Genomic DNA, 17,762 nt, shown 5'->3' with positions numbered 1-17,762 from the left:
GCCACGATGCGCGAAGCGGTGCTCGGACTGCAGACTGCCCAGGTGCCGTACCTCGCGCTGGGCACCCTCGATATCGGCATGCAGGACACCGATCCGGTAACGGGCCTGACCCGGATCTACGTGACGGTGACGGCGAAGCTGATCGACGTGACGACGCGCTTCCCGCGCACGGTGTCATCGGTGGGCCCGGTGCAGTTCTCGGGCACGGGCCCGGACGCCAGCGTCGCCCAGACGAACGCCCTGAAGCGGGCGGCGGATTCGGCGGCACGTGAGCTGGCCGCGCAACTGAATAACGCCAAGGTGCGCTGACACCGTTGGCCGGCCAGGCGATAGCGGCTTGCAGCCGCCTGGCTGCCTTCTTTCACATTCTCCAATTGACATCATGATCAAAAAACACCTCGCCATCATCGCGCTGTCGTCACTTGCCGCCGCGCACGCGCACGCTCTTCCTTCGCTTGGCGCCATTGCCAATGCCGTGACGCCGTCCAGCAGTGCATCGGGTGGTGGTGCCGATGCGGGGGCTATGCAGGACCAGCTTTCCGCCGCGTATGGCGCGGCCGGCAAGGAAGTGCTGCTGGCGCAAGTCAATCTGGCGCAGGCTGTCGGCCTCAAGGAAGTTGCCGCACAGGCGCAGGCCACGGCCGATGCGCTGACCTCGGGTGCCACCAAGGACAGCCTGCAGGAAGCGGACAAGGTGCAGAGCGAGGCATCGAAGGCCATCGAGGCCGCGCTCAAGGACGGCAACACGCGCATGGATGCCGCCGGCAAGGCCGCCTATACCGATGGCATGAAGCATCTGGGGCTCGGCATGCTGCGCTACGTCGGCCTGCGATCCAACGTCATGGCGTTCAAGGATGCCGCCCAGGCACAACTGACGAGCGCGTCGATCATGGACAAGATGTCACTGGGCAGCAAGCTCTCGACCGGCACGTATATCGCCACCGAACTGCCCGGGCATGTGTCGCGTCTGAGCAGCACGCTGCAGGCCGCTACGGCCTATGCCAAGTCGCATGACATTCCCGTACCGAAGGATGCGACGGCCGCGCTGTCGTCGAAGTTCTAAGCGTCTCTGACGGTGACAATCATGATTTCGCAAGCAAGGGCCACTTTGGCCGCAACCTGCGCCGTGGCCCTGCTTGTTGCCTGCGGACAGCAGTCTCCGGGCGACAAGCCCGTTGCCGCATCCCCTCAGACCGGGGCCGCGTCCAATCCGACGGCGCAAGCCGGCAAGCCCGATGTCGGCGTCGTGGAGCGGGTCCACGTCTCCGCTTCGGGTGTGGGCGCGTCAGCGGCGGAGGCCGTGGATCAGGCGCTGCGGCAGGCCATCATGCAGGTCACCGGGACGACGATCGACCTGTCTAGCACCCAGTTCAAGACCGCGCTTGGCGCGGCGGTGGGTCGCGAAGCCATTACGCTATCCTCGGCGGGCTTTGCGGAGTTGGTCAGCCAGACTACCCGCGGCGCGGTGACCAATTTCAAGGTGGTCAGTCTGGATGCGCCGGGGCTGATGGAGCGGGTTTACAAGGCGTCGATCGAAGCCGACGTGGCCAAGTTCAAGGCGCCGGCGGACACGGGCAAGCTACGGATTGCCATCGCGCCGCTGCGGATCGGACACGTGGGCGGCAACAACGCCGAGCGGATCGCCGCCGAGCTGCGTCAGCGCATCACCGATGCCCTGACCCAAAGCGGGCGCTTCACGGTGCTCGAGCGCGGCGATGCGCCCGAGCTGTATGGCGAGATCGAGCGGATTGCCAGCGGCGAGGTTTCGAACGACCAATTCTCGAAGATCGGGCAAGGCCTGGGTGCCGATTTGATCTGGTTCGGCAGCGTCAACGCCTTCGAAACGGGACGGCCCACCGACGCGGATCAAACTGGTCGTGCCGGTCGCTGGTCCGTGTCGCAGAAGTTCGTGAATGTCACCACGCGTGAAGTGCTGTTCAGCAATACCGTGGATGGCGGCGCCGCCGAGCAGTCAGGCGATCGCGTCGATGCGATGGAATCGGCTGTGGTCCGGAAGGTGGTGGCAGACATTCTGGTTCGGCTCTACCCGGTGAGCATTGCTTCGCGCGACGGCTACAACGTGGTCCTGAGCCAGGGTGGGCAATCGGTGCGTCAGGGCGCGACCTATCAGGTGGTGCGTCTCGGCAAGGAGCTGACCGATCCGCAGACCGGTCGTTCGCTGGGCTTCACCGAGCAGGAGTGTTGCACGGTGGTGGTGGACCGGGTGACGGCTTCGATGTCGTACGGTCACCTGGAGTCGGTCAAGATCAACCTTGACGAAGTGAAATCTGGCGAGCTTCAGTTGCGGGCCGAAGCGGTATCGCGCAATGAGCCAGCCGGGGCCAGTTCCGCTGCCGCCAAGGGGGGGCGGAAGGTGGTGAAGAAGAGTGCGCAGCTTGGGCCACCGACTTCGGACGCGAACTGGTAATCAGACTGTGTGGTGGGACGAAACAGGTCCTGCCTGATGGGCGCCGCGAGATCCTTTGGGGGTTTCGCGGCGTTTTGCATGGCGCGCCAGCGATAGCGCGGCCGTGGCTGCCCCGAAATGTCGTCAGGCGGTCCTGGACGCAAGCAGCATTGCCTGGATCTGGCTGATGAGTTGAAGGCGCTCTTTCCGGTACTGCGCAATGGCTGCCGGCGTTGCTTTCAGGAGACCGGACTTGATGAAGCGAAGCACATCCTCAAGGTCGCTGAGCCGATACGACAGGCAGGCAAAGCGCGCGCTCCTGGCCCTGAGTTGCAGGATTTCGTCTTGAAGTTCGGAATGCATGGTTGGAACTCCGGGAGGTGTCATGCAGTGACCGATGCGTGGATCGTCGACCGTTACTCCTCATTGTGATTGCCCAAGGCAATCGCTTTGCTCGGATGTTGCCCATTCGGCGGGACGACGGCTCCGAATTTTCCCATCAGCGTCGCAAGCGCCACACCGTGCGGTGATATCGCGACCGGAGTTTCCTGTTGGATTTTGGGAATTTTCGGATAGTTGCGCGTAGCCGCGGTGGCCTATAACGAAGGCAGGGAACGGGTGGCGCATCGCTGCCGGTTCAGGCAAATAGGACTACCTTCGGAGCTTGATCATGTCAGTCAAACCAGCAGAATTCGCGGACGATAGCGTGACGCGCCGCGCGTCAGAACCCCTTCGGACATCACACACACTTGTTGCCCTGGGCATGGTGGCCGTGCTTTGCTCGGCCCTGTTGGCGCCATCCGCAGCGTATGCCGCAGCCGATCCACCGTGCATGGTGTGCGACGCAAGCGCAACCGTCATTACCTGAGTCGCACGTCGATGAGATTTGCGAACTGGAAGGAGGGGCAGGTGACGGTTGAAGTGCCTGTCTTTCCAGGCTGCCAGAGTGGTGGGGTTCTCGATCTGCCCCACAGAGGATCAGTCCGCCATTGCATCAACCTGCCCTTGGTGGCAATGGCCGCTCACGGCCGGTAACAGACTCTCCCGCATGCTTGCCTCTCTCTCGAGGACGTAGCGAAGGAGTGCGAAGGTTACCCTCCAGCCTGTCGCCATGCCAGTCCATGCCGCATGTCCGCGCGGCATGGACGCCCTGATTAAACATCAGCCGCCCTGTGCCGATTTCGGGAAGCTTCCGAACCTGCGCATTGAATCCTCGAATCGATTGCCTCTCGTGTCCGCAGGGGCCGCAATGTACCGTCGCCTGCGCCTGTGACCGCCATGTGTGACCGCCATGTGTGACTGCCATGTGCGGATGCCAGCCGCACGGCCAGATTGGCATGTTCTGCGCGGACGACGCTTCCGGTGGACTTGCCCGCAAAATGGTCTATCAAGAAACTGTCCGCGGATGGGCCGGGCCGACCCGGCATGCCGCTGCGCGGACGCCTATGCTCTTTTCTCTTGGGCCCTCGAGTACGTGAGTACCCCTGTTCGACCCCAACTCCAGGATCAGGAGTGCGCTATGGAATCCGGATCTTTCGCCACAATGTGCCGTGCATGTGCCATCGTCCTGCCGATGATCGCCGTCTGCGGCTATGCCCGCGCGCAAACGACGACGGGAACCGCTCCGCCGCCCGTCACTCGCGCGAGCATTCTTCGCGAGTTGCAGGCGCTGAAGTCGGTAGGCTTCGATATCAACGACGAGAACTACCCCAACTCGCTGCAGCAATCGCTGCGCAAGCTTGAGGCGATGGAGGCAACGCACCAGACCGAAGCGGGTGCAGCAGTGCAGGGCAGTGAGAAGCCTGCGTTGCCCAGCGTGCCCCAGTAGGTGCCTCAGTAGGTGCCTCTTTGGCATCGCCGGGTTGCAGACCACGGCCAGGTATTCCGCGAGTGGCGTGATCTCCGCCTCGCGGTGGCGGGTGTTACGTGTCGTGAGCCACGCCTTCGAGCAACGCGCGTACCGTGGCTAACGGTGCCACGAGGGCCGGCTGCAAGCCGTACTCGCTGCTGAGGACACCTGCGGCATCCTGATAATCGATATGCGTGGCGCCACGGTCGTCTTCCCAGACTACCGCTCGCAACGGCAACTCTATCGCGGCATGGGGGTTGGCCTGCATCGCCGGCGTGCCGCCCTTCGGGTTGCCGAAGAGAAACAGCTGCGTCGGCCTGAGCGATGTGCCGGCCTGTTCGGCGGCAGCGCTCTGATCGATATCCGTGAACAGCGTGAGCCCGCGCGACGCAAGCGCGTCCTTGAGGCGCGCCACCGTCGTTGCGAAGTCGTGGCGGCTCGGCAGCGATTGGGTGCGCGCCGGGTGCGGTGTGTCCTGGGCTTGTGCTGTCATGATTTCTCGACCTGAAGGCAGGAACGATGCCACGGACTGCGGCATCGTTCCTTAGAACGCGACCTGCTGGCCGGGATCGGGCACGATTACCGCCGTGGTGGCCCCGGCCCCGAGCGCGGCCTTGAACTCGTCAGGCGTGCCGCGCAGCATCGGCGACGTGCCGTAGTGCATCGGAATGGCATACCTCGGCTTGATGAAATCGCGCACGGCTATCGCCGCGTCCTGCGGGCCCATCGTGTAATGCCCGCCGATTGGGATCATGACCAGATCTGGCTTGTAGCGTTCGGCGATCAGCTTCATATCGCTGAACAGTCCGGTATCGCCCATGTGCCAGATCTTGAAGCCATTCTCCATCTCGATGATGTAGCCGACCGGCTCGCCGCCGTAGTGGGTTTCGTTCTTGTTCGTGGCCGGATTCTTCCAGACCAGTTCGGAGGAATGCTCGGCATGGACCGCGGTGATCTTCGGACCGTTTGGTCCGAAAGGCATGACAGTGCCGCTCTTGCCAAACGGTTGCACCAGATCCGAGGTCACCAGACCAAGGCTGACCAGTTGCTGGCCCATGCCGCCGCCATTCCAGATCGGCACGTGCTGCGTCGTGGCGATTGCCGGCGCATCCCCGAGATGGTCGCCGTGGGCGTGGGTGAGCAGGATCATGTCGACCTTGCCTAGCGCGGAGAGTTGCTTGAACGCGGGCGGCGTCTTCGGATTGCCGGTCAGCCAGGGGTCGATGACGATGACCTTGCCGCCGGGCGTGGTGATGCGCGTGGCGGCTTGGCCGAGCCAGAGCACTTCGGTCTTGCCAGCGGCATGGCTGCCGGTGGTGTCGGGCTGCGGCACCGGGGCGGGGGCGTTCGAAATGCCCGAGGCGCAGGCGGCGAGCGCAGTCGCGGCTGCGGCGGCAATGATAAGGCGGCGTCTGATCATGGTCGTCCCTGATTGGGCCCTGTTGGGCAATGAGTAGGGGAAATGAACTGCGACGATTCGAACTGCCGGCACCGTCTCGGGGGTATCGGGGCTGCGGCGATGCGTGCCGGCAGTATTTGCAGTGCGGCCCCGGCTGTCAACTGGCGCCTGATGGCGGGGCAAGGTGTTGCTGTATTTGCAGCAATTGCAACGGCGGATTTCATCCGCCCCAGAAATGCCCCGCCATTAACATCTGCTCACGATCCCGTAACCCAATGTAATGGTTCCTCGTCCATGATGGAATCGAACAAGCGAGGCCAATCGTTGGCCGTCAAGGAGTCTGAAATGCGCACGTCGATTCGTTATACCGGTATTGCCGTCCTGAGCGCCGCCATGCTGGTCGCGGGCTCGGCTTCGGCGCATGATCGTTACTATCGTGGCGGCTACCACGGTGGCGGCGGAAGTTCGGCAGGCGCGGCGCTGGCGGTGGCGGCCGTCGCGGGGTTGGCGATTGGCGCGCTGGTGGCCAGCAGCCAGCCAGTGATGGCTGCGCCGGCCCCGGTCTACGCGCCGCCGCAGCCCGTGGCCTACGCAGCGCCGCAAGTACCCCCGGGCTACTGCTATCGCAGCTATGACGGCGCGTATGTGCCGTGCCGTGGTGCAGCTCCGGTCAACTACGCACCGCAGCCGTACTACGGTTACTGATCCGGTATCGGGCTGGAGCCCTTGCGTGGGCTCCAGCCCTTCACTCCGCCAAACCTGACGTCATTCGCGGGCAGGGCGACGCACCACGCGCAGCTTGCCGCTGGAGCCGCCGCCGCAGAAAAACTGCTCCTTCCCATCAGACTCGAGCCCCGACACCATCACGCCGGGTGGCATGTCGATCTGTTCCAGCACTTCGCCGGTTGCCGCATCGATGCGACGAAGCGCGCCCTGATCGCTCTCACCGGCGCCGTGCCAGAGCGTGCCGTCCACCCAGCTGACCCCCGTGACGAAACGGTCAGAGGTGATGGTGCGCAGGATGGCGCCGGTCTCCGGGTCAATCTGATGGATCTTGCGTTCGCGGTACTCGCCGACCCACAGCGTGCCTTCGGCCCAGGCGAGCCCTGAGTCGCCACCGCCGCCGGGCGCTGGAATCGTGGCCAGCACGCGGCCCGTCACCGGGTCGATTTTCCGGATGCGGTCATCGCCGATCTGGAAGATATGCCGGCCATCGAATGCCGTGCCGGCGTGTGCCGCGACGTCGATTGTCTGCAGGGTCTTGCCGGTGGCTGGGTCGAGCGCGACCAGATTGTTGCCAACCGCCATCCAGACCTGCTTGCCGTCATAGGTCACGCCATTCACTTGCTCGACGCCAGGGAAGGGGCCGAATTCGCGGAGGATTGTTGCGTTGGTTCGTTTCATGATGGTTATCCGTTGAGCGGGATTTCATGCTAATCGCCTGGCAGCGGCACGTGGAGTAACAAGGTTGTCGTGAATCCAGGCATCGGCGCGGTGATCCAGCGCTGGGCGCGCCCGCGCCCGATCGACTGCACCTTGCCGGCGGCTGCCAGTGTTTCGAGCGCCCGCTGAATCGAGCGCTGGCTGGCGCCAAGTGCGAGCGCCAGCGAGGAACTTGACCAAGCCTCGCCGTCCGCAAGGCAGGCCAGCAGCATGGCATGCGCATCCTCGACCGGCTGCGCCAGCACCGCGACTTCAGTCGCTTGGCGTGGCGCCAATGCGAAGCCGCGCTTCGTTGCATGGATGCCGGCCATCGAACTTAGTACTGTACGCAATCGGCCGATTTCCACGCGCAGTCGCGCGCGCAGCGTTTCGTCGGCATGACGGGTGCGGAAGGCGTGCGCGATCAGCGTGTCGCGCGCGACATCGTCGGGCCATGCCTCCGCCAGCGTGCGAGCCAGCGCGAACAGCACTGGACGCGACGCCAGCGAGGCCACCGCGCCAGCCTTGCTCACGGCCAGGCGGCACGCGTCGACCACGAGCGTGGGAGACGCCAGCAGCGACGCCACCTCATCGAGCCCAATGGATCGGATGTCACCACGGGCGATCAGGCGGGCCGCCGGCGCATCGAGTTGCGCGGTGGCACTCTGGACCTCGGCGAGCAGCGTGGGGATGCCGGCATCGCGGGCAAAGACCTCGGCGCGGATCAATGCCATGCGGGCCTCCTGTGTGCGCAGCCGCCGCATGGCAACACCGGCGGCAACCAGCTCGTGGGCGACGCGCAATGCCGGTGGCAAGGCCGTGGGATCGATGGCGTCCAGTGCTTGCTCGGCCGCGTCGAGCTGTCCGGTCAGCAACTGACGGCGAAGCTCCAGGTAGCGTGCGCATGCGGCGTTGGCGTGGTCGCCATGCGCTTCCAGCGTGACGCGCGCCGCGTCGAGCCATTTGGTCCGCCAGCCCAAGTCACGCGAGGCCAGTGCGACTTCTGCCTCGGCAACGATACATCGCGCCCGGGAGACTGCCTCCTTCGCGCCGAAGGCGCGTGCGGCGCTGCGTAGCAGTGCCTTGGCGCGGGCGAATTCGCCAAGCTGCGCCATGGCGATGCCGCGCAGCGCGAGTGCAGGGGGATCGTCGCGCAGGGCTATGCGATTGAGCGCGCCAAGTGGGTCGCCGGCTGCAAGCGCCAACGCCGCAGCCGTGATCAGCGAGTCCATCCGAATCCCGACATATTTGTCACTCCCGCACTGGCGATGGAGGCGCCTAATCTAGCACAGGGATACCTACTGCATTGGAGGGAGCGACGATGACCACACATTCCACCGGGACGCGCGAACAATGGCTGGCCGCACGGCTCGATCTGCTCAAGGCGGAGAAAGAACTGACGCGCCGCAGCGACGAACTGGCGCGCCAGCGTCAGGCACTGCCATGGGTGCGCGTGGACAAGGCATACCGGTTCGATACCGAGCAGGGCAGCGCATCGCTGGCGGACCTGTTCCGGGGGCGATCGCAACTGCTGGTCTACCACTTCATGTTCGGCCCCGACTACAAGGCCGGGTGCCCATCCTGCTCGTCGATTGCCGATAGCTTCAACGGCATTGCGATCCACCTGGCCAATCACGACGTGATGCTCTGGGCGGCTTCGCGCGCGCCGCTCGACAAGCTGCTGGCATACCGGCGCCGGATGGGCTGGACGTTTCCCTGGGCGTCGTCGTCCAGCAGCGATTTCAACTTCGACTTCAATGTCTCGATGACCGAGGCGCAGCAGCGTGCCGGCGATGCCGAATACAACTACGAGCGCGGGCGGCGCAAGCTGGACACGGCCCAGCCGCCCGAACCGCTCAAGACGTTCGCAGCGACCTGCGGCACGGACGCCGCCACGTTCTCGCGAGACTTGCCAGGCCTGAGCGCGTTCGTGATCGAGGACAACGTCATCTATCACACCTACTCTACGTACGCGCGAGGGCTGGATGGCTTGTGGGGGATGTACCAGTGGCTCGACCGCGCGCCGAGAGGGCGCAACGAGGCGGGTCCATGGTGGAAGCGGCACGACGAATACGCGGATCCGGCACCGGCGTGATCGTCTGATGGCCGGATGTCATGTCACGGCGTGATATGTCGTGCCAATCGCACCTGGGCCTTGTTACGAATGGTTGCAATGAACCGGGCCCTTCTCGTTTGCGGGCCCGGCCGTGCGACTGGCGACGTGCGAATGACGACTATCCGGATCGACTAGAAGTTGAAGTCAATGCCCGATTGATTGCCCGAAGAGACATTCACCGGGGTGTTCTGCGTGACGCCCGCCGCGGAGGTTGCCTGAATCGAGTACTTGCCTGCCACGGCGGTGATGCTCTGCAGTGTGATCGGCAGAGGGGTGCCATACGTGCCCACCAGCGGGGCCGCCGCAGGGAGTGCCAGCGAGTAGGCGCCGGTGTCCAGGTTCGCGTTGGTGGAGGTGATCTCGTAGGATGCCGAGCCGATCGTCTGCAAGGCGCGCAGTGACGCCTGCGCGGCCGGGGTGGTCGTGCCGGCAGCCGTGCTGGTGGCCGAAGTCGGTAGCGTGAACGGTGCGCCGGCGGTGGAGATCGTCGTGGTCTGCGTGGCCGTCACCGGCACCGAGCGGATGATGCCCGTGGCATGGCCCGTGGGGACCTGGTTATCCACGATCACCACATCGTAGGTGCCATTGGTCGAACTCTGCACCAGCGGCGACAGCACGAATTGCCCATTGCCGTCGGCCACCGTGCCGCGCACGACTTGCCCGTTCTGTTCGGCGAAGACCTGCGCGCCGGCCTGCGCCGTCGCGACGTTACCCGTGATCGATCCGCTGACGACCATCGGAATCGCGGTGACAACCGGCTTGAGACTGAACGTGCCGTTGCCGCGCTGGACGATCGATTTGCACGCGTTGAAGTCGAGCACCAGGTCCACCAGCGTGTTCGGCTGCACGGTGAACGGCTGGATGATCTTGAACCCGCTTTGCGTGGCGCTTGGCGTGTCCAGCGGCTGCTCGGTGGTGGTGCCGGTGACTACCACGGAGTTGGCGGGCGTGTTGCCCTGGTTGGCTGCCAGCACCAGTCGAATCTGCTGGTACTGACCCGCGGGAAGCGGGGCGCGGCCAAGGTCGGCCAGCACGCCATTGGTCAGCGTGAGCAGGTCGATCTTCTGGGGGGAGGCCATTGTGATGTCGGTCCAGCCGGCATCGTTGTCACCGGCGGAACTGCTGGTGTTCACCCGGACCTTGTTGACCGTGACGAAGACATGGTCGAAGCCACAGGAGGGGGCATCGGTCATCGAGACCTGCAAGGTACCGTTGCCGGTGGTGCCGCTATTGCTGCCGCTGCCGCCATCTCCGCCACCGCCGCAAGCGGTTAGCATCGAGACGAACGGTACGGCAATCAGTGCTGCGCGGGCGACTGTTTTCATGGTGGCTCTCCCTCGTGTCTTGTTGCCCGAATCTTAGGCTCGGCGGTGGATTGACCGAGTCCGGGGATTGCAACCATTCGTAACAGCCGCCGCGCCTCGACAAGGCTACTTCTTGTCGATCTCGTCGTACCAGTAGACACGCTTGCGCTTGCCAAGCCCGGCAGGCTTCACTTTCTGTACGCCGAGGCCGGACTTCGAGTCACCGCCACCGGTGGCGGTCTGGTTGCCACCGCCCAGCAGCACTGGCGTGACGACGGAGTTGCCGCCAGTACTGACTGTGATCAGGCCAAACACCGAGGAAGGCGGGAAGCCGCCGCCATCCAGCACGATGTAGCGGTTCGTGTTCTGGCCGATGCTGGTCAGGAAGTTGTAGGAATAGCTACGGGCGGTGCCAAGGTTCGGATAGCAAGCGCCGGCGACCGGCACGGAAGGCGTGTTGGTGCCCACGTTCGTATAGCCAGCGACGGTCAGCGGTGCGTTCACCGCCTTCTCGCCCGGGTTGACCAGCGTGATGAAGAAGCCCGACTTGCTGCCATCGTAGGTCGTGGCCGTGGCATCGAACAGGTTGCTTTCCGTGATCGGGCTCCACGACGTCGACATGCCAGTGGTGTTGGTGTCCTTCAGCATGTAGAGGCGGTTGACCACGTTGTATGCGGTGCCGGGTGCGGTGGACGCCGAGTAAAGCGGATGCTCGCGGTCGCCGGAGCCAAGCGAGATCGCATCGTATCCATTCGTCGAGACGACATCAGGCGGGTAGAAGAACTTGCGAGCATCGTTCGTACCTGCGCCGCCCCCCAGGGCCGCAAGCTTCGTGACCGTCCAGGCGGTGGGCGCATTGCTGGCTGCGGTTTCGAAATCGGCGCGCCAGACATTGCCGCCTACATCGCCCACGTACACGCGCTCCACATAGCCATCGCCGTTGCGATCGAGCGGCGTGACATCGGAAGGAATCGCGCGGGTCATGCCGGATACGGCCAGGCATGGCGTTGTGACGCCAGCACAGGACGGCTGCGCGGACCAGACGATGTTGCCCTTGTAGGCGTCGACCATGATCAGGCCGCGCCCCATCGTATTGACGCCCGGGGACGGGTCGCTATCCTCGGCAGGGTCGTAGCCCGCGCCCATGACGATGACGGGGTTCGCATTGCCGTGCACGCGCATCACCTTGGGCTGCGACCAGGTCTGGCCCATCTCGGCGAGGTCAGTGTTGCTGAGCCGCCAGACAAACTGCGGGTTGGTCGGATCGGTCACGTCTAGTGCGTAGACCAGGCTGCCGCCACGTCGTGCGGTCAGGAAGATCATGACGTGCGGGTTGTTCGGATCGCGGAGATCCTGCATGACCGTCGTGCTGCCATCGAAGAAGTAGTCGCGCGGCAGCGGCGTCGGCGTGATGCCAGCCGGCGTGGTCGAGAGCTTGATTTCCGGCGTGTTCTGGTAGAGACGATTGAGCTTGCCGAAGAACTCGGGCGCGATGAATCCCCAGATTTCGCCGCCGGCGCGTGTGGCGCCGATGCCCTGTGAGCGGTTGCCGTTGACGGCGTGGAAGACGCCGTCGTTCGTGCCGTAGTAGACCACGACACCAATGGAGCCGCCATAGTTGACCACAGCGGGGCGCGAGTGGAGCACGTCGGCGTGGATCGACGAGCGGACGGTTACCGGTGCCCCCGGGCCGAGTTCCGCTTCCGCGCCTGCCATGGTCGTTGTTGTGGTGGTCGTGGTACCCGAACCGCTGCTGCCGTTGTTCTTGCCATTCCCGTTTCCATTCCCGCTGCTGCCGCTGGTGCTAGTACTGGTGCTGGCAGGGGTCATGTCCTGGCCGCGCACCCAGGCAATCAGGTTAGGCACCTCGGTGGACGGGAGGGCCTGGATCACGTTCTTGTTGGTGGTATCCGTCGTGGCGTTGACATTGAGCGCTGCCAGCCCAGCCGTGGTAGTGAACCACTTGTTGTTGGCATCGAAGCTCGTCAGGGCGCTAACGCCACCCGACGTGGAACACGTGCCCACGCCATTGCATGTCAGCAGCCTGCGGGAAGTCTGATCGCCCAGCCATTGCGCGCGCATCATTTCCGCCACGCCGCCCTTTTCCACGATTTCGCCGTCTGGCGAATCGAATTGCCAGCCAGTTCCAGACGGACTGTTCTGCCAGTAGCCACCAGACGGCCAGGTCGACATGTTGGCACCGTATCCGGCACTGGAATAGGTCTGGGGTGGCTCCGCCGTCCAGAAGCTGACGGAGTTGGGCGAGATGAAACCGGTCTGGGCGTTGCTGATGGCGCTGGCACCCTTGGCATCCTGCAGGACCAGGTTGCCGTTGGTGTCATAGCCCACCTGATACTGCTTCAGGTTCCCCAACCAGCGCGGCGCGGCGGTGGCGTCGGGGCGGAACATCCCGACGTAGACCTGGTTCAGGAACTGGCCCTGTGCATTGACCGAAGCCGGAAGACTGACCGAGGCGAAGACGCTGTTCACCGCCTGCACTTCGTTGAAGATGGCCATCAGGGCGTCGGCCAGCCCGTTCGGGTCCCCGAGCTTGACTTCCGAATACTTGCCCCCGCCGTTGCTGGCCATGCTCTTGGCCAGTTGCAGGTAGTCGGGGTTGCTGCCGTCGGTCACCCCGATCGAATAGGTGACGATGTTCTGATGGTCGGTCGAACTGGCCGACAGATTGGTCTGGTAGTTGAACCGGGCCCACTCGTCAGCCCAGTTGGCCTGGTACTTGGCGGTGGCCGATGGCAGCACAATCTGCTGCAGTTGCGCGGTGCTCGCCTTGGCCTGGTTCGTCAGCCTGTCGATGGCATTCTGGCCGGTGTCACCGGGTTTGCCGTTGTTGACCGAGTTGGCGATGTAGATGACGAAGTTGCGCTGGCATGGGTTGTCGATCGGCGACGTATAGGTGATGCCGGACAGGCCCTGCTTGCCGGCATAGTAGGCCCAGGCTTCCTGCATCGACCCCGCGACCTGCGAGTTGCCGGCGCTGTCGTTAGTCCGGTCGATCGTCTTGATGTACGTGAGGAGGTTGTTGACGCCGGTGGTGTCCATCAGCGGCAGCTTGTACGGGGCCGCGGACGGGAACTTCATGATGCCGCCGAAGTTCTTGCTGTCGCCGAACATCATGATGCCGAGGTTGATGTTGCCGAGCAGCGTTGGGCTTTTCAGAATCGAGTTGACGGCGTTGTACAGCGCGCACTGCTCGGCACCCGCGTCGGTGTTCGCGTTATTGCTCGACACCACGCCTGAGGTGGAACACGTGAAATTCGCCGAGGCGTTCCAGGCTGACGCGTTGTCGAGCACGATCAGGACGTTGGGCTTGCCAGCCTCCGGCTGGAGACCCGTGTACAGGTCGATGTCCTCGGCCGAGGCCGGCAGCGCGACGGCCATCGCGAGGCAGCCGGCGAGCGCGAGATGAGGGGCGGATTTGCGCATGAGCGGTTCCTGGAGCGGCGAATTGAAAGGCAGCTGCGTTGTTGATCAGGGACAGGCGGTACCGTAGGGCACTCGCACCGCGATGCCCTGATGAAGCGTTGCATTGGCGTTCGTCGCGGCTGCGTCGCTCACGGTGGCGCTGACATCCCATTGCGTGGTGTTGCAGAGCGAGTTGCCTCCGCTACCGCCGGTGGCATCGATGATGCCGGTGTTGTTGTTACCGTTGCCGACGAAGCACGCCACGTCGTCGGGGTTGTTGACGTCGAGCTGCGTGTTCGTGATCGTGGTGCTCGATTGGCAAACCGGCGTCGCCACTTGCGCGGTGTAGTCGGCCTTGCCGTCGCCATTCACATCCACGGGGACGGTGGTGGCGACCGGCGCGGACGTGAAGTCCTGGCTGATGACCTGCTCGATGCCTTGCTGCGCCGCGCTGACCGCTTCGACGTTGTGCTGCTGGTTGGCCGTCACCTTGGTATTGACGATGCCGGTGCTCACCAGGGAGATGACCAGCAGCAGGAAGATCACGACGAAGATCATCGTGATCAGGAGCGTTGCGCCGGATTGTCGGCGTCGTGTCCGGTGCATCTTCATTCCCTGTTCCCCGCGACGTTGATCAGGCGGGCCGTCTGTGCGTAGATGTGGCGCTTGTAGCCGTCGTTGAACGGACCAGCCGCTTGCGCGCGGCCGAGGTCATAGGTGCGCGTGTCCGTCCAGCCGTTCGTCTTGCGCGAGGTACGGGCCAGCACGCCGATCCGGATGGCGGTCACGTTCTTCCAGTTGGTCAGCGGCACGCTCCAGTCGTAAGTCGTCACTGTCGTGCATTGCGCGGCATTGTTGCTACCGGGGTCCGCCACATAGCAGTCGGGCGAGCCGTTGCTATCCAGATCGACCCCGTAGATCAGATGCATGTCCTGGATGCCGACGGCCACCGACTGGATCTGGAATGCGCCGTTGCTTAGCTCGGCCATTTTCAGCGTCGGCACGCCGTCGCCGCTGCCGCCGCACTGGTCGCATCCGGCAAGGTAATAGATGCGGACCGTCGCCTGGCGCAGAGCAGACGGCACGGTGTTGTCACAGGTCTTGGTGCGCAAGGTGAACTGCGCGGCGCTGGCGCCGAAGACCATCTGCGACGTGTCGCTCGCGCAAAAGGACGCCTGCAGATACGGTGTGCCGGTTACCGCGGCGCTGACCGGCGTGGTCGACACGCGCCGAACCACCAGGATCTCGGAACTTGCCAGCAGATTCGACAGGCACGGCGCGATGGTGCCAGGCGCGAAGCCCTGCACGCCAAGCGGCATCGTGACAGGCGACCCCGAGAAGCCGAGCGCGCTGGGATCGGTGGCGCAGACGTCGGGGCTCGAGACCAGCGCCTTGGTGGAGAGGTTGGTCGGGCCGAAGAAGCCTGCAAGCTCGAGCTCGCGGGTCATCGTGTCGAGCACGTACCGGCCGTTTTCCATTTGATCGGCGCTATTGGCGAACTCGTTGCGCGTCGTGCTGGTATTGAGGTAGAGCGCCGAAAGCGCGGTCAGGATGATCAGGGTGAGCGTGATGGCCACCATCAGCTCGACCAGCGAGAAACCGCGTTGCCGGCTCCTCAGGTGCAGCGCGGCTGCATGATGCGCCCGCGTCATGACAGGACTCCGATGCGGACCGTTACGCTGATGGCGCGGCGGTTCGCGTCGTTGCCGAACGAGCCCGCACCGCATGGCAACGAGGAGGTCACGGTTTGCGCCAGCCCCTGCCATGCCACCGTGACGCGGTAGATCTGGTTGGTGGCATCGATCGATTCGATACAGCCAAGCGCGCCGATCATGGCACCGACCGCCGTGCCGCTGCTGCTGCTCTCGGCGCTACCCTGCAGCGCGGTGCTCCATGCGGCGAGATCGGCCGTGGCCGTGCCCAACTGGGCATTGCTCACGCCCGTGCACACCGGTGGCGCGACTGTGGCGTTACCCATCACGGTCATGGTGCTGCCGCTGGCATAGCAGGGGGCAGCCTGACGGTTGGCGTTGATGCGCGCCACCATGTCTTTCAGCAGCGTGAGTGCCTGCGCGCGCTGGTAGGACTCCATCTCGCTCTGTCCCGAGCGCGCGATCAGCCCGGCTGTGCCGAGCAGCGCGATCAGCAGGATCACGACGGAGACCAGCACCTCGATCATGGTGGCGCCACGCTGCGATGCCAGGCCGATTCCCGGGCGCTGGGGGCGCGACTGCTGTGTGCGGTTCATGCGGTTCATCATGTGCAGGTTCCGTTCACGGTGGTTACGCGCCCCGTGCCGCCCACCTGGACGCAGACGGTCGTGGCGCTGGTCGCATTGGTGGATGGCGCTACCTGAAATGTCTGGGTGCCAGCAGTGGGGCGGCCATCGTTGCCGATGGCCAGCGAGCTTCCGCCGCTTGCGGTAATGGTGATGCCGTCGTACGGGCCATAGCCGCGAATCCGGGCGGTGCCCGCCGCCACGGCCCAGCCACCGGTCCATGAGCCGCCGGTGCCGGATGCCGTCATCGTTGTGGTGGCACTGCGATTGACCGCTTCGCTGCGCGTCAGGGTCAAGGCGGAGGCCAGATCGGCGGCGGCGTTACGGGTGCGTTGCGACGAAATCAACTGGCTCATGGCCGGCGCGGCCATGGAGACGACGATCACCAGCACGATCACGGTGATCATCAGCTCGATCAACGTGAAGCCGGCCGCGCGCTGCGTCGCAGGCAAGGTTGGCGAGAAGTTCGGCATGGCCTATTTCCAGCAGGAGGTGGATGCCACGCCGGCGGCCGTCTTGTCGCCGGTATTGTTCAGTGTCAGCACGCCGCAGTCCGTGTCCCGGGCAAGCTGGGTATTAATGGGGGTCGCGGTGAAAACGTAGGCCGGAGGCGCGGCCGTCACGGTGAGCGTGACCTGGTAGTTGGGCGCGATCGAATCCGGCAAGGCAGCGAAACCAAGCGCGGAAAGGGTTGTGGCGTAGGCGCGATTGTCGACCAGGTAGCGTTCCTGCAGGCTCGCGGCTTCGAGGACGAATGCCTCGGCCGCGGCGCGGTTGCCCTTGACGACGTGACGTTGGTAGCTGGGAAACGCGATGGCGGCGATGATGCCGATAATGGCGACCGTGATCATGACTTCGATCAGCGTGAAGCCACGCGACGACCCGCGCGGGCGCGCGCCGTCCCCAGTGAACCCGATATCCCGAAACAGTCCGCGCGTACGCGCGTGACCATGTCGCACCGTGGGGCAGGGTTGTCCCATGTGTGCTCCTTTTTCTTTATATGTTCGGCTGACCCGGTGCCGATGAAATTCTGTCGGCGAGTGTATGACTCGTCATGGGAAGGGTCAACCCGTTTCTAGGACTCTTCCTATGTCTGTGGTGGAAATGCCATCGACAGCGAGGACCGTTGTTGCCCGAAGAACCAAGCTAGTCTTAAGTCAGCGTTAAGATCGGCACCGCGAGTCCATCGAGCCATATCTCCGCTAACCTGATTGAGGTAAAAACGCACCGCCTGCCACCGATGTGGATGCAAGCCGCATCGGCTACAATCCACCGTCATGACACGTGCGACCGCGAGCATCCCGCTCCGGGGCGCGCTGCTGCTGATCATCGTATTGGCGCAGTTGCTGACCCCGCTTCTGCACGGCCATATCGGTACTCCCAACCAGACTGGCCTGCACGTGCATACGTCGCCGTCCAGATCATTCGATTCTCATTCGCGTTTCGAGAGTTTGAGCGGGCATGGCGACCATCATCGCCACGCTTTTGGCTCTCATCGCGAGCCCTTCGAGGTCGATGTCGAAACCGCCATCGGGCCGCTTTCCTTTTCCCTGTTGCTCCAGGC

17 protein-coding genes and 1 pseudogene are annotated in these 17,762 nt (G+C 64.2%); 6 read left to right on the top strand and 12 right to left on the bottom strand.

The window, feature by feature from the left end; genetic code table 11:
* From WD006_RS20240 to WD006_RS20230, 3 genes and pseudogenes are all read left to right on the top strand, one after another.
* Positions 1–309, top strand: a pseudogene (locus WD006_RS20240) (hypothetical protein); the annotation flags it as partial.
* Between the two features lie 73 nt (positions 310–382).
* Positions 383–1,063, top strand: a complete 681-nt coding sequence (locus tag WD006_RS20235) for a hypothetical protein (RefSeq protein WP_029308740.1) — start codon at positions 383–385, stop codon at positions 1,061–1,063.
* Positions 1,064–1,084: 21 nt separating this feature from the next.
* Entirely contained in the window at positions 1,085–2,428 is a 1,344-nt protein-coding gene (locus WD006_RS20230) for a CsgG/HfaB family protein (protein ID WP_029308741.1), read from the top strand.
* A 123-nt stretch (positions 2,429–2,551) separates the two neighbouring features.
* On the opposite strand, the gene WD006_RS20225 is transcribed toward WD006_RS20230, so the two are convergent.
* Positions 2,552–2,770, bottom strand: coding sequence for a hypothetical protein (locus WD006_RS20225; protein WP_029308742.1), 219 nt, complete (start codon positions 2,768–2,770; stop codon positions 2,552–2,554).
* 1,156 nt (positions 2,771–3,926) lie between these two features.
* On the opposite strand from WD006_RS20225, the gene WD006_RS20220 reads away from it, so the two are divergent.
* A complete protein-coding gene (locus WD006_RS20220) occupies positions 3,927–4,235 on the top strand; it encodes a DUF4148 domain-containing protein (RefSeq protein ID WP_029308743.1) in 309 nt (102 codons plus the stop codon).
* A gap of 94 nt (positions 4,236–4,329) precedes the next feature.
* Here WD006_RS20220 and WD006_RS20215 read toward each other — a convergent pair whose 3' ends face one another.
* A complete protein-coding gene (locus WD006_RS20215; protein ID WP_029308744.1) occupies positions 4,330–4,749 on the bottom strand; it encodes a DUF302 domain-containing protein in 420 nt (139 codons plus the stop codon).
* 51 nt (positions 4,750–4,800) lie between these two features.
* Positions 4,801–5,676, bottom strand: coding sequence for a metal-dependent hydrolase (locus tag WD006_RS20210; protein ID WP_029308745.1), 876 nt, complete (start codon positions 5,674–5,676; stop codon positions 4,801–4,803).
* 324 nt (positions 5,677–6,000) lie between these two features.
* Here WD006_RS20210 and WD006_RS20205 point away from each other — a divergent pair, with 324 nt between their 5' ends.
* Positions 6,001–6,360, top strand: a complete 360-nt coding sequence (locus WD006_RS20205) for a hypothetical protein (protein ID WP_029308746.1) — start codon at positions 6,001–6,003, stop codon at positions 6,358–6,360.
* Between the two features lie 60 nt (positions 6,361–6,420).
* Here WD006_RS20205 and WD006_RS20200 read toward each other — a convergent pair whose 3' ends face one another.
* Complete coding sequence (locus tag WD006_RS20200; protein ID WP_029308747.1) at positions 6,421–7,059, bottom strand: glutaminyl-peptide cyclotransferase; 639 nt, start codon at positions 7,057–7,059, stop codon at positions 6,421–6,423.
* 29 nt (positions 7,060–7,088) lie between these two features.
* Positions 7,089–8,309: a hypothetical protein gene (locus WD006_RS20195; protein WP_029308748.1), complete on the bottom strand. Its 1,221-nt coding sequence runs from the start codon at positions 8,307–8,309 to the stop codon at positions 7,089–7,091.
* Positions 8,310–8,398: 89 nt separating this feature from the next.
* On the opposite strand from WD006_RS20195, the gene WD006_RS20190 reads away from it, so the two are divergent.
* On the top strand, positions 8,399–9,172 hold the full coding sequence (locus tag WD006_RS20190) for a DUF899 domain-containing protein (RefSeq protein WP_029308749.1): 774 nt from the start codon (positions 8,399–8,401) through the stop codon (positions 9,170–9,172).
* 152 nt (positions 9,173–9,324) lie between these two features.
* On the opposite strand, the gene WD006_RS20185 is transcribed toward WD006_RS20190, so the two are convergent.
* The 7 genes from WD006_RS20185 to WD006_RS20155 all read right to left on the bottom strand — a co-directional run bounded on the left by WD006_RS20185 (position 9,325) and on the right by WD006_RS20155 (position 17,178).
* A complete protein-coding gene (locus WD006_RS20185; protein ID WP_029308750.1) occupies positions 9,325–10,518 on the bottom strand; it encodes a DUF4382 domain-containing protein in 1,194 nt (397 codons plus the stop codon).
* 105 nt (positions 10,519–10,623) lie between these two features.
* Entirely contained in the window at positions 10,624–13,941 is a 3,318-nt protein-coding gene (locus WD006_RS20180) for a pilus assembly protein (protein WP_029308751.1), read from the bottom strand.
* Positions 13,942–13,986: 45 nt separating this feature from the next.
* A complete protein-coding gene (locus tag WD006_RS20175) occupies positions 13,987–14,526 on the bottom strand; it encodes a pilus assembly PilX family protein (RefSeq protein ID WP_029308752.1) in 540 nt (179 codons plus the stop codon).
* Between the two features lie 2 nt (positions 14,527–14,528).
* Positions 14,529–15,572 (bottom strand): PilW family protein, encoded by a 1,044-nt coding sequence (locus WD006_RS20170; protein ID WP_029308753.1) that lies wholly within the window; start codon positions 15,570–15,572, stop codon positions 14,529–14,531.
* Complete coding sequence (gene pilV, locus WD006_RS20165) at positions 15,569–16,177, bottom strand: type IV pilus modification protein PilV (RefSeq protein ID WP_011520087.1); 609 nt, start codon at positions 16,175–16,177, stop codon at positions 15,569–15,571. The genes WD006_RS20170 and pilV overlap by 4 nt, the downstream gene beginning before the upstream one ends.
* Entirely contained in the window at positions 16,177–16,671 is a 495-nt protein-coding gene (locus tag WD006_RS20160) for a GspH/FimT family pseudopilin (RefSeq protein ID WP_011520086.1), read from the bottom strand. The genes pilV and WD006_RS20160 overlap by 1 nt, the downstream gene beginning before the upstream one ends.
* A 3-nt stretch (positions 16,672–16,674) precedes the next feature.
* Positions 16,675–17,178, bottom strand: coding sequence for a type IV pilin protein (locus WD006_RS20155; protein WP_011520085.1), 504 nt, complete (start codon positions 17,176–17,178; stop codon positions 16,675–16,677).
* Between the last annotated feature and the right edge of the window lie 584 nt (positions 17,179–17,762).

Origin of the sequence: Cupriavidus sp. Met-2, assembly GCF_049843575.1 — a bacterium.
GTDB lineage: Bacteria > Pseudomonadota > Gammaproteobacteria > Burkholderiales > Burkholderiaceae > Cupriavidus > Cupriavidus metallidurans.
This window is presented reverse-complemented; position numbering and strand designations above follow the sequence as displayed.